At 65.8% G+C, this 11,970-nt stretch carries 7 protein-coding genes and 2 pseudogenes; 5 read left to right on the forward strand and 4 right to left on the reverse strand.

Going from position 1 to position 11,970, the window contains the following annotated elements; translation table 11 throughout:
* Nucleotides 1–56: 56 nt before the first annotated feature.
* The 4 genes and pseudogenes from AMS65_RS09910 to AMS65_RS09925 form a co-directional block, all read left to right on the forward strand.
* Nucleotides 57–725 carry a DUF3710 domain-containing protein gene (locus tag AMS65_RS09910; RefSeq protein ID WP_053383983.1) on the forward strand — a complete coding sequence of 223 codons (669 nt, stop codon included), beginning with the start codon at nucleotides 57–59 and terminating at the stop codon, nucleotides 723–725.
* Nucleotides 722–1,573, forward strand: a complete 852-nt coding sequence (locus AMS65_RS09915) for a DUF3159 domain-containing protein (protein WP_241489406.1) — start codon at nucleotides 722–724, stop codon at nucleotides 1,571–1,573. The genes AMS65_RS09910 and AMS65_RS09915 overlap by 4 nt, the downstream gene beginning before the upstream one ends.
* Nucleotides 1,574–1,699: 126 nt before the next feature.
* Nucleotides 1,700–4,393, forward strand: a complete 2,694-nt coding sequence (acnA, locus tag AMS65_RS09920) for an aconitate hydratase AcnA (protein WP_053383984.1) — start codon at nucleotides 1,700–1,702, stop codon at nucleotides 4,391–4,393.
* Nucleotides 4,394–5,115: 722 nt separating this feature from the next.
* Nucleotides 5,116–6,054 (forward strand): annotated as a pseudogene (locus AMS65_RS09925) (integrase core domain-containing protein); the annotation flags it as partial.
* Between the two features lie 716 nt (nucleotides 6,055–6,770).
* Here the strand turns inward: AMS65_RS09925 and AMS65_RS09930 are convergent.
* Genes AMS65_RS09930 through AMS65_RS09940 form a run of 3 tightly spaced genes read right to left on the reverse strand, consistent with a single transcriptional unit; the run spans nucleotide 6,771 to nucleotide 10,212 of the window.
* Nucleotides 6,771–7,133 carry a cupin domain-containing protein gene (locus AMS65_RS09930; protein ID WP_053383985.1) on the reverse strand — a complete coding sequence of 121 codons (363 nt, stop codon included), beginning with the start codon at nucleotides 7,131–7,133 and terminating at the stop codon, nucleotides 6,771–6,773.
* Nucleotides 7,133–8,761 (reverse strand): N,N-dimethylformamidase beta subunit family domain-containing protein, encoded by a 1,629-nt coding sequence (locus tag AMS65_RS09935; RefSeq protein ID WP_053383986.1) that lies wholly within the window; start codon nucleotides 8,759–8,761, stop codon nucleotides 7,133–7,135. The genes AMS65_RS09930 and AMS65_RS09935 overlap by 1 nt, the downstream gene beginning before the upstream one ends.
* The gene (locus tag AMS65_RS09940) at nucleotides 8,758–10,212 is read right to left on the reverse strand and encodes an APC family permease (RefSeq protein WP_053383987.1); all 1,455 of its coding nucleotides are present in this window, start codon (nucleotides 10,210–10,212) and stop codon (nucleotides 8,758–8,760) included. The genes AMS65_RS09935 and AMS65_RS09940 overlap by 4 nt, the downstream gene beginning before the upstream one ends.
* 163 nt (nucleotides 10,213–10,375) lie before the next feature.
* Between AMS65_RS09940 and AMS65_RS09945 the strand changes: the two genes are divergently transcribed.
* Nucleotides 10,376–11,011, forward strand: coding sequence for a TetR/AcrR family transcriptional regulator (locus AMS65_RS09945; RefSeq protein WP_053383988.1), 636 nt, complete (start codon nucleotides 10,376–10,378; stop codon nucleotides 11,009–11,011).
* A 47-nt stretch (nucleotides 11,012–11,058) separates the two neighbouring features.
* Here AMS65_RS09945 and AMS65_RS20335 read toward each other — a convergent pair.
* Nucleotides 11,059–11,938: pseudogene (locus AMS65_RS20335) on the reverse strand (IS3 family transposase); the annotation flags it as partial.
* Nucleotides 11,939–11,970 lie beyond the last annotated feature (32 nt).

The following is an 11,970-nucleotide window of genomic DNA, read 5'->3' on the forward strand; positions in this document are numbered from 1 at the left end:
GCGCGGCCGCTGGAAGGGCCTCCGAAGCGGGGCGTGAACAAGGAGTTTTGAGGAAGATGAGCGAAGCAGAGCAGCGCGGAGCCGACGAGGTCGAACTGCGCGAGGAACCGGTCTCCGAGCTCGACGACTCGAAGTCGGCGCCGGAGGACCGTGCCGAGGCCGGTCCCTTCGACGCGAGCGAGGTGCCGGCGATGCGTCCCTACGTCGACCTGGGCGGTATCAAGGTGGCCCCGCGCGAGGGGCTGCAGCTGCGCCTCGAGGTCGACGAGCGTGCGAACCGCGTGGTCGCGGTCTCGCTCGAGTACGCCGACTCGCTGCTGCAGGTGCAGGCTTTCGCCGCCCCCAAGACGACCGGCCTGTGGCACGGCGTCAGAGGCGAACTGACCCAGCAGATGACGGCGCAGGGCGCAACGGTTGCGGAGGAGGCCGGCGCATTCGGCCCCGAGCTGCTCGTGCAGAGCCAGGCGCCCGCCGATCAGGGCGGCGGCACTCGTGTGGTGCGCTTCATCGCGGTCGACGGTCCGCGCTGGATGCTGCGCGGAGTGATCATGGGCAAGGCTGCGGTCGATTCCGACGCGCGCGAGTCTGTGATCGACCTCTTCCGCGAACTCGTGGTGGTGCGAGGCGAGCAGCCGATGCCGCCGAGCGAGTTGCTGCCGCTGAAGGTGCCCGCGGGCGTGCAGGCCCAGCGCCAGGCTCCGCAGGGCGGGGCTCAGCAGGCGTGAACGATCGGCCGGAGCACGCGGAGCAACCGGAACAGTCGGAGCCGGTGCAGCAGCCGGATCAGGCGCAGCAGTCCGAGCCGGCGACCGGGCCCGAGGGGCGCCGCAGCGCCGGTCTCGGGCGTGTGGTCGAAGCCGGGCTCCACGGCGAGGCGGTGTCGGCCCGGGGTCTGCTGGAGGCGATCGGCGGCTGGCGGGGGATCGCGGAGACGCTGGTGCCCGCGACCGTCTACCTGACGCTCTTCGTCTTCACCCGTGACGCCCGGATCTCGGCGATCGCGCCGCTCGTGCTGGCCGCGCTGGCATTCGCCTGGCGCCTGATCCGCCGGGAGCCGATGCAGGCCGCGCTGTCGGGGCTGCTCGGGGTGGTCATCTGCGTCGGGGTGACGTTGTTCACCGGCCGCGGCGAGGACTACTACCTGCCGGGGTTCTGGATCAACGGCGCCTGGATCGCGGCGCACACGATCTCGCTGCTGGTGGGCTGGCCGCTGATCGGCCTGCTGCTCGGCTTCATGCGAGGATCGCTGACGGAGTGGCGGAAAGAACCGTTGCTGCGCCGTGCCGCTCGGCTGTGCACGCTGTTCTGGATCGCCGCGTTCTCCGCGCGCCTGATCGTGCAGCTGCCGCTGTACTTCGCCGCGCAGGCGGGCGACACGGCCGCGACGGATGCGCTCGGCCTCGCCCGGCTGCTGATGGGCGTGCCGCTCTTCGCGTTGGCCGCGATCCTGACCTGGCTCGTGCTCAGCCGCGTGTCCGCCGGTTTCGACGCGGCGCGGGGCCCCGCGGCTTCATCAGATGATTCGGGGACAGGATCCCTTGAAAACACTGGGCAAGACACGTCTTCCGAGTGACAATGAAGGTGTCCGATTCGGTGTAGAATTATCTCGACATCGAGAGACTTTAGTTCGGCCGGGACCGTTCGGCCGACGAACAGGAGCCGTCGGATATCCCCGGCGGCAGATTTACGGAGGAGCCTCATGGGAGCCGTCAACAGCTTCGACGCGAAGAGCACCCTCGCCGTAGGCGAGCAGGAGTACGAGATCTACCGGATCGACCGGGTGCCCGGTCACGAGCGCCTCCCGTACAGCCTGAAGGTGCTGCTGGAGAACCTGCTCCGCACCGAGGACGGCGCCAACGTGACCCGGGAGCACATCGATGCGCTCGGCGGCTGGGATCCCGCTGCCGAGCCCGACACCGAGATCCAGTTCACGCCCGCCCGTGTGATCATGCAGGACTTCACCGGCGTCCCCTGCGTCGTCGACCTCGCGACGATGCGCGAGGCCGTGGTCGATCTCGGCGGCACTCCCGACCAGATCAACCCGCTCGCACCGGCCGAGATGGTCATCGACCACTCCGTGATCTCCGACGTCTACGGCACCCCGGGCGCTGCCGCCCGCAACGTCGAGATCGAGTACCAGCGCAACGGCGAGCGCTACCAGTTCCTCCGCTGGGGGCAGGGCGCGTTCGACGAGTTCAAGGTCGTTCCCCCTGGGACCGGCATCGTGCACCAGGTCAACATCGAGTACCTGGCGCGCGTCACCTTCACCCGCACGGTCGACGGCGCGCTGCAGGCCTATCCCGACACCTGCGTCGGCACCGACTCCCACACCACCATGGAGAACGGCCTGGGCGTGCTCGGCTGGGGCGTCGGCGGCATCGAGGCCGAGGCCGCGATGCTGGGCCAGCCCATCTCCATGCTCATCCCGCGCGTCGTCGGCTTCAAGCTCTCGGGGCAGATCCCCGCGGGCGTGACCGCGACCGACGTGGTGCTCACCATCACCCAGATGCTGCGCAAGCACGGCGTCGTCGGCAAGTTCGTCGAGTTCTACGGCGAGGGCGTCGGATCGGTGCCGCTCGCCAACCGCGCGACCATCGGCAACATGAGCCCCGAGTTCGGATCGACCGCCGCGATGTTCCCCGTCGACGACGTCACGCTCGACTACCTGCGCCTCACCGGCCGCAGCGAGGAGCAGATCGCGCTCATCAAGGCCTACACGCAGGCGCAGGGCATGTGGCACGACGCCACGCGCGAGCCCGAGTTCAGCGAGTACCTCGAGCTCGACCTCGGCACCGTGGTCTCCTCGATCGCCGGCCCGAAGCGCCCGCAGGACCGCATCGAGCTCTCCCACTCGAAGGCGCAGTTCGAGACCGACCTCAAGAACTACGCCCAGGCAGCCAACCCCGCCAAGGTCAAGGATCAGGAGGGCCGCGAGTTCGAGATCGATCACGGCGCGGTCACCCTCGCCTCGATCACCTCGTGCACCAACACCTCGAACCCCTCGGTGATGCTCGCCGCCGGCGTGCTCGCACGCAACGCGGCCGCGAAGGGCCTGAGGGCGAAGCCGTGGGTCAAGACCACACTCGCCCCCGGCTCGAAGGTCGTCACCGACTACTACGAGAAGTCGGGCCTGAACCGCGATCTCGAGAAGCTCGGCTTCTACACGGTCGGCTACGGCTGCGTCACCTGCATCGGCAACTCGGGCCCGCTGAACGAGGAGATCTCGCAGGCGGTCAACGAGCACGACCTCGCGGTGACCGCGGTGCTCTCGGGCAACCGCAACTTCGAGGGCCGCATCAACCCCGACATCAAGATGAACTACCTCGCGAGCCCGCCGCTCGTGATCGCGTACTCGCTGGCCGGCACCATGGACTTCGACTTCGAGACCCAGTCCCTCGGACAGGACGACGACGGCAACGACGTCTTCCTGCGCGATATCTGGCCCGACCCGGTCGAGGTGCAGAAGATCGCCGACGACTCGATCGACTCCGACATGTTCACGTCGAAGTACGCGACGGTCTTCGACGGCGACGAGCACTGGACGTCGCTGCCCACGCCCGATGGCAACACCTTCGCCTGGGACGAGAAGTCGACCTACGTGCGCAAGGCCCCCTACTTCGACGGGATGCAGCTCGAGCCGTCGCCGGTGACCGACATCTCGGGCGCCCGTGTGCTCCTGAAGCTCGGCGATTCGGTCACCACCGACCACATCAGCCCCGCGGGCAGCTTCAAGGCCGAGACGCCGGCCGGTCAGTACCTGGTCGCCAACGGCATCGCCCCGAAGGACTTCAACACCTACGGCTCGCGCCGCGGCAACCACGAGGTCATGATCCGCGGCACATTCGCGAACATCCGCATCCGCAACCAGCTCCTCGCCGGTGCCAACGGGGGAGCAGGCGTGGAGGGCGGCTTCACCCGCGACTTCACGCAGGAGAACGGCCCCCAGGCCTACATCTACGACGCAGCGCAGAACTACCAGGCGGCCGGCGTTCCGCTCGTGGTGCTCGGCGGCAAGGAGTACGGCTCCGGTTCGTCGCGCGACTGGGCCGCGAAGGGTACGAGCCTGCTCGGCGTGAAGGCCGTCATCACCGAGAGCTTCGAGCGCATCCACCGCTCCAACCTCATCGGCATGGGCGTGCTGCCGCTGCAGTTCCCGCAGGGGCAGAGCGCCGACGACCTCGGGCTCGACGGAACCGAGACCTTCGACATCACCGGTGTCGAGCAGCTCAACGAGGGTGTCACGCCCAAGACGGTCGCGGTGACCGCGACCAAGGCCGACGGCTCGCAGGTGGCCTTCGACGCCGTGGTGCGCATCGACACCCCGGGTGAGGCCGACTACTACCGCAACGGCGGCATCCTGCAGTACGTGCTCCGCGAACTTGTCGGTAGTTGAGATCCGAGTATAGCCCCAGCGCGAGAGCCAAATTCACGGCTCCTCATAGGAGCCGCAGTCACCGAATCCCGCGTGACGATAGCATAGAGCTAACCGCTGTCAAGAGAGAATGGCCCCGACCCTTGCCTAAGGATCGGGGCCATTCTCGTAATTAGAGGCCTACCAGGCGGAGTCAGTATTCCGGCGCTCTGGAACAGCGAAGGCCCCTCCACCGCGATCTGGTTGAGGGGCCTTCGCTGCTATCAGGTCTACTATCGCTTGATCAGAAACGGAATGGCGGCGCGAGGCTGCGTGGTTCAAGCACCTGCAACGGTGACCCTTCACGTCGTCTGAGGCGAGACCCGTACGGGCGTCGCGGAAACGGTAGCCGGACGAGTGTAGGCGTGGTTTGACACCAAACAGGGGAGCATCGAGAACACTCGGGAGAGTTTCACCAGCCACAGTGGCTTGCGCTGATAGGTCGTGCTCGTATTCGACCAGGCAAGTGAACCCGAGTTCGATACGATCACCCCAGGGCGGGTATGCGGTGTACCGACGACACCGCTCGTTCATCGTCCCGGAGGATATCGACGTCATGTGAGCTGCCGCTCTTATCTCATTCGACGCAGAACACGGCTGGCTGTTGTGTCATGTCTCAGGAGATCTCGGACACTCGGGTATCAAGACATCTCGGACAATACTGGGCTCGTTGGTGTGGACACTTCTTCGATGGAATAGATCGAGTGCCGAAACCGAACCCACCCGTTGATCCCCGTATCCGCCTCGCGATCGCCCGCTGGCCCGACGACGCTCCGCGCGGGTCGGTGTCGACGTTCTGTGCTGAGCACGACATCGCCCGCAGCACGTTCTACACCCTCCGCGCCCGCGCGATCGAGGAAGGGCAAGCCGCCGTGCTGGAGCCGAAGACCCGGCGTCCGAAGTCCAGCCCCCGCACGATCACCGATGACGTGAAGCGGCAAGCTGTCGAGGTGCGTGCGGCCCTGGAATCGTCAGGTCTGGATCACGGGCCGATCAGCGTTCACGACAAGATGCGCTCGCTCGGCCTGACCGCACCGTCGGTCGCATCGCTCGCACGAATATTCCGGCAGGCGGGAGTCGCCCGGAAAGAGCCTCGGAAGAAGCCGCGCTCCGCCTATCGCCGGTTCGTGTATCCGGCACCGAATGCGTGCTGGCAGCTCGACGCCACCGAGTACGTCCTCGCCGGGGGCCGCAAGTGTGTGATCTTCCAGCTCGAAGACGATCATTCTCGCCTTGCGGTCGCTTCCCACGTCGCGACCGGTGAGACCACGGAGGGTGCTCTTGCTGTGGTGAAGAAGGGAATCGCGAAGCACGGGGTTCCGCAGCGCCTCCTCACTGACAACGGCTCCGCGCTCAACACGTCCCGCAGGGGCTGGGAGGGGCAGCTCACTGCCTACGTCACCTCGCTGGGCGTGACCGCGATCACGGGCAAGCCGGGGAAGCCGACGACGCAGGGCAAGAACGAGCGCTTCCATCAGACGCTGTTCCGCTGGCTCGATAAGCAACCTCTCGCAGAAACGATCGCCGAGTTGCAAGATCAGGTCGACCGTTTCGATGTGATCTACAACACCGAACGCCCACACCAGGGGTTGCCTGGCAGGATCACCCCGCAGCAGGCATGGGACGCGACCGAGAACGCAGAGCGGCCCCGGCCGCGTCTGACGCTTGCCCAGCCGATCCTCCTCGACCCTGCTGGCGAAGCTCCGGACGAACCCCTGGATCTTGAACGTCTGCGGGCGATGCGGGTGCAGTCAAGCGGCTACGTCCGGGTTCGGGGCGTGACCTACCAGATCGCCCGAGAACTCGGCGGGCACACCATCTACGCCGCCGAGCTCACGGAAGGCGTGAAGTTCTACGACCACACCGGCGAACTCCTCCTTGAACATCCCTGGCCGAAACCCGGCACCAAGCACGTCAGCAACGGCCGCCCCCGCGGCGCGGGCACAGCCCGCCCGAAGAACATCCGGAACGTCATCCACAGCACCGGCACCACCGCCCCGCCCGGCGAATACCGGCGCACCGTCCGCATGGACGGGCGAGTGAGCATCCGCAACGTCGTCTACGGCATCGGCAAGCACCACGTCGGTCAGGAACTCCACGTCATCATCGGCGAGGTCACCGTGACGTTCTGGAACAGCCACACCGGGGAACTCATCGCCGAGCACCCCATCCCCGAACCCGGCGTCAAGCACGTCGGCTTCGTCCGCTACAACCGAGCCCCGAACCTCTGAAGTGTCCACGATGTCTTGATACATCAAGTGTCCGGGATGTCCTGATGCAGAACTGTCCACTATGTCCTGAGACATCACACCCTCGAATCCCTTGGATGACTTCTACAACGAATCAACGGCGAAAAACACTAGTGCGTCTCGATCCCGATGAACACCTTCCGGGTGGGTTCGAGTGTCACCCATCTTCCATTGAATCCTTGTGGGATGGTGAAGGCCTCGCCGGGGCCGTATTCGAATCGTTCGGTCCCGTCCCGGCTCTCGACCGCCACGCGGCCTTCCAGGATGACGCAGAACTCGCGGTAGGGCCAGGAATCGAACTCCACCCAGCCGGGTTCACCCGTCCAGCGGCCGGCGGTGACGCCAGCCTCGGTCGCGACAGGGAACTCCGTCTCCGCCCACCCCTTGGAGTGGGCCTGGTAGTCCGAAAGCGCTGGAGCGGTTGCTGTGCTCGGGTCCTCTCCAATGGTTTGAATTTCGTGAATCGCGGGCATCAGAGCTCCTCCTCGCCATCGTCGGAACGCGCCGCGAGATATCGGTCGAGAACGTTGCGGGTGATCCTAGTGACGAATGGGTCGTTCGCTTCGAGCCCGTAAGGCCAGTCGGTGGTCCCCGCACAGAACACCTCGCCGTCGCCGCGCGAGAAGGCGGCGATCATGGCCGAACCGTAACCGTTGCCCTGATGGTGTGGCGGGATTCCGTCGGGGTAGATGCCCTGGAGGAGACCCTCCACCTCGGCGGCCGGAGCTCCGATCGGCACCCTGCCCTCCCATCGATCACCACCACCGGACACCGCTGGTGCCATCGCGATGATCTCAAGGTTCTCGGGTGCACCATCTTCACCCGTGGCATAGGGGAGGCCGTGCCGGAAAGTGTAGTCGCATCCGTCGACTTCGAACGCTGCGACGCACAACGGTGCCTGGCCGAAGACGTCCCCGTAGTAGAGGTCGGTGCCCTTGAGCGCCCAGTGGTGTTCGCGATACACGGTGAACCCGCCACTGCCGCGCGGAACGGCGGACCCATACCTAATGTAGGCGCCGCCGAGACCGGTGAGCCCCATCGTTGCGGCTCCCGGACGGCCGATCTCGGGTGCGTCCCACGCCGTTGTCAGTCGCGACTGATCGGTCTCGCGAATCGGGTCGGCGGTCGGATCCTTGAAGCAGGTCTGCACGCCGTTCTCGAGGTCGAGTCGCACCTGCCAGACGTAATTGCCTCCGAAGCGGGCGAGGCGTCCGCCGCCGTCGACGTAGGCGTCGAGCGTGTCTCGCATCTCCCACGACCAGTACTCGTCATGGCCGACGATGACGACGCAGGGATACCCATCCAGAGCGTCGGACTCGCCGTGGAGTTCCGCCTGCGTGAGGTGCCCGACTCGATACCCCTGCTCCTCGGCCCAGATGGTGAAGGGGCGTTCGTAGTTCGCCCAGCCGGCGTCGTTGTGGTGTCGCGAGTATCCGCGCTGCCATGCCCACTCGTAGGTGGGGTGGCGCGGTTCCCATCCCATCGGTACGCTGACGTCGAGGTGCGCATTGCGCGGCGCTCCGATGGGCTTCCGCAACATGCCGCGAGCAATGGGGCGGCGCGTCGACGAGAAGGGGGACGGAGTGTCGTTTCGGTCGCCGTCGGGCAGGCCGCGGTAGTGATTGCCGCCGCCCCAGTCGTTGTAGGCGAGCATCGTGGAGGTCGCGTGGACCAGGAGGAGATCGACGTCCTCTGGACTCGAAGGGCGAACAATGAAGAACGACTCCTGCTCCACCACGCGGCCGTGCTCGTCCACGGTGCGGAAGACGACCAGGTAGTAGCCCGGCACGAAGGCCTCGGTGAGATCGATCTGGAGCGAGCCGGCCCAGTTGCAGCCTCGCGCATACGCGTCGTCGGGAGTGGTCTGCCGCTGCCCCCTGATGCCTTCCGCACGGAATACCGTCTCGGGTCGGGCGCCGTCGCGGATGATCTCCACGTCGAAGGTGTCGGCCGTGGTGTGCACCCTGAGATCCACCTGTTCACCCGAGCGGTAGGTGAAACGATCATTGTATCCCCAGAGTTCGGTGGCTCCGGGCACCTCGCCCGGTCGTTCCAGGACTCCCCCGGGGGTCGACCAAGCGTAATCGATGCGAGTGTTCATGCTCCTGCTTTCTCGTTGATGGATGTGTGGCCTGCGGTCTCGGCTTCCGCCGTCGACCCCAGCGTGGCGAGGAGGGCGGTGCCCGGATCGATTCGCCGCGCACGCAGGAATCCATAAAGCGCGGCGAGCACGAGCGGTGCGATGACGCACGCGTTGCCCGCCGGCCCGAGTCCGGTCAGAGCGCCCATCTTGGAGATGAGCAGTCCGAGTGTGAGGGTGATCAGCAGAGCGGAGAGGGCCGGCGCGATCAGTCGTTTCCAGACTCTTTCTCCCCGGTCGTCGCGGCGGAAGTACCGGATAGCCGAGACCGAGGTGAGGATCTGCAGTAGGAGGACGGCGATGATCGTCGGCGTATTGGTCCAGACCACGACCTGCGTGTACGGGTCGGCTCCGATGAGTGCGAACACGCACAGCGCGAGCATCACCAGTGCCCCCTGCACGATGTTGGCGGTGTAGGGACTCCCCGACTTCGCGAGCAGGGACAGGCCCTGGGGCATCAGACCGCCCCGCGCCAGGTTGACCAGGTACCGGGAGGAGGTGTTCTGCAGTGCGACGACCCCCGCGAAGAAGCTGGTGACCACGAGGACGAGCATGATCGCCGTCGCTGCCGGGCCGACGAACTCGTCGTTGAGGTCGAACACGAGGCGAGAGGGGTCTCCGGCGAGGAGCGCATCGAATCGCGACGCCCCGGCCGCCTGGAGGATCACCCAGGCTCCGAACGTGTAGCTGACGAGCAGCACACCGACCGCTGCATACGTGGCGCGCGGAATCGTGTGGTTCGGATTCCTCGTCTCGTTGCGGTACACCGTGGTCTGCTCGAAACCGACGAAGGCGGTGAACGTCAGGACGAACACGCCTGGCAGCGCGGCACTCACCCACTTCTCGGGCGCGAAGGCGGACACGGTGAGACCCTCGTACCCGCCCTGAACGATGACCGCTATCGCGAACACGACGAGGATCGCGATCTCGGCGATGAGGAGTATCGCGACCGTGACAGCGCCGACGCCGACCTTCCGTAGCCCGAGTGTGAGCGCCAGAGCGGTGATGGCGATCGCGACCGGCAACCAGTGCAATCGCACACCGGTGAGGCCCTCGACGGTGAGCGAGGCGAACACCGCTGCCGACGCGGTGAAACCGATCTGACCGCCGAGATACCCGACATAGGCGACCATTCCCGCGACCGAGCCGGCGCGGGCTCCGAGCCCAGCCGCGATGTACGTCAGGAACGCCCCGCCACCTCGTACGTGCTTCGCGATGGTCGTGTACCCTACCGCGAACAGGAGGTAGACGAGGCCGGGATAGAGGAATCCGAGCACGATCGCGTCGCCACCGGCGAGCATGCCGAGCGGCACGAAACCGGCGAGGATCGTGAGCGGGGCAGCTGCCGCCAAGACGAAGAATACGAGTGCCGGAGCGCCGAGTGCGGGAGTTCGAGTTTCAGGGGGTGCCACGTTGCATCCATCCAGGTAGAAGGTTCTCAAGACGCGGGCGGAGCACGCGTCAATAATCGATCATTCGATAGATTATTCAAACAATGTATCACTCGATAGCCTTATTGAGAAGGTTTTCGATAGGCTTATTGAGAAGGTTTTAGCTCCAGTCAGGGAGGGCACGATGGCCAGACCCAGGAAGATCACTGGCGCCAGCAGCACGAGGGAGCGCATGTTGCGCGAATCCGCGCGGCTGTTTACCGAACTCGGATATGAAGGTACGAGCACGCGCGCGATCACCGAAGCCGTGGAGGTGAAACAACCGTCTCTCTTCCACTATTTTTCGAGCAAGGAGGAGATCGGGCACGAACTCGTCCGCGCAAGAATTCAGGAATCCGCACTGCTCAGCGGCCGCTTCCAACACGGAAGGAACGATCCACCGCTCGAGCTGTATCTACTCTTCCGCGACGAGTTGGTCGTCGAACTCAACAAGACGACGGAGACTGGATGGCTCTTCCGGCTGCCTCCGCGGGTCGCCGAACGCTTCCCCGAATGGGGACGAGCACTTCAACTCGGACGAAGCACCACACGGCAGCTCCTATCCCGCGGGATCGATGCGGGCCAGTTCATCGCGGAGCATCCGGCCGTCGTCCTCGAACTCTTGGACGCTATTGCCAACGAGGCAATGTTCTGGCGTAAAGACTCCCAGGATTTCACACCGGACACTGTAGCCAAGGTTCTCCTAAGACTGGTCATCGCCGATCAGCAAGAACTCGCACGAGTTGTAATGCGTTCCCCCGAATCTTCGCGCTCTGTCTAACCACATGGCCACATGCCGGGCGCGTGCGCTCGGAAGCCGCGACCGCGGAGAGCGTCTTCGACGAGTTCGGTGCGCATATGGTCGGCCATCGCCCACCCGGTCAGCTTGCGGGAGCCGAGGTCGATGCAGGTCGCGAGGTAGAGGTTCGAGCCGTCCGTGATCGGCAGGTAGGTGATATCGCCCACGTAGCGGCGGCCGGGCTCCCCGACGGAGAAGTCGCATCCGATCAGGTCGGGGAATCGGCGGCCGGACTGGTCCGGGATCGTGGTCTTCACCCGATTGTGCAGCCGGATCCCCGCGAGCCGGTGCTCACGCATCACCCGCGCGACGCGCTTGTGGTTGACCCGCTCCGCCGCAGCGACACCGTCGTTCAGGTCGGCCGTGACGCGCGGCGCACCATAGGCGCGGTCACCGCCCAGTGCGGGGTCCTGCACCCGGCGGATCAGCGCCGCCAGAGTCTGGTCCGCCTCCGCCCGCGCCGCCCGTCCGGGGCGGCGTCCAGCCATGCGTAGAACGATGACCGGGCGATCTCGATGACCTCGCACAACCGCTTCACGCCGTAGGCGTCCTTGTGGTCCTCGACGAACTGGAAGCGGTTCACCAGTTCGTCTCCCCGGCGAAATACTTCGCCGCCTGGCGGAGGATGTCCCGCTCCGTTTCGAGCTTGTCCCGCTCGGCGTTCAGCCTCGCATTCTCGGCCTCCAGCCGGAGGATCTTCGCCGTCCGTGACTCCGCCCGACCTGGCGCGGGCGTCGACGCCGTGCCGGCGGTCGTGGTCCCGGAGCCGTGCTTGTCGACCCACTCCTTCAGCGCACCGCGGGAGATCCCCAGATCCGCTGCGACGCCCTTCAACGTCGCGCCCGGCGTGGACTCGTACAAGTCCACCGCACGCTGCCGGAACTCGTCCGTGTAGTTCTTCCTTGCCATCCCTTGGATTCTCGCTTCCCCAGCATCCTGCT

Source organism: Leucobacter celer subsp. astrifaciens, from assembly GCF_001273835.1.
Classification (GTDB): domain Bacteria; phylum Actinomycetota; class Actinomycetes; order Actinomycetales; family Microbacteriaceae; genus Leucobacter; species Leucobacter celer.

Coding starts and splice junctions, on each gene's coding strand:
- AMS65_RS09930 (WP_053383985.1), bottom strand. CDS start 7,133: ATGCCCGCGATTCACGAAATTCAAACCATTGGAGAGGACCCGAGCACA.
- acnA (WP_053383984.1), top strand. CDS start 1,700: ATGGGAGCCGTCAACAGCTTCGACGCGAAGAGCACCCTCGCCGTAGGC.
- AMS65_RS09945 (WP_053383988.1), top strand. CDS start 10,376: ATGGCCAGACCCAGGAAGATCACTGGCGCCAGCAGCACGAGGGAGCGC.
- AMS65_RS09910 (WP_053383983.1), top strand. CDS start 57: ATGAGCGAAGCAGAGCAGCGCGGAGCCGACGAGGTCGAACTGCGCGAG.
- AMS65_RS09935 (WP_053383986.1), bottom strand. CDS start 8,761: ATGAACACTCGCATCGATTACGCTTGGTCGACCCCCGGGGGAGTCCTG.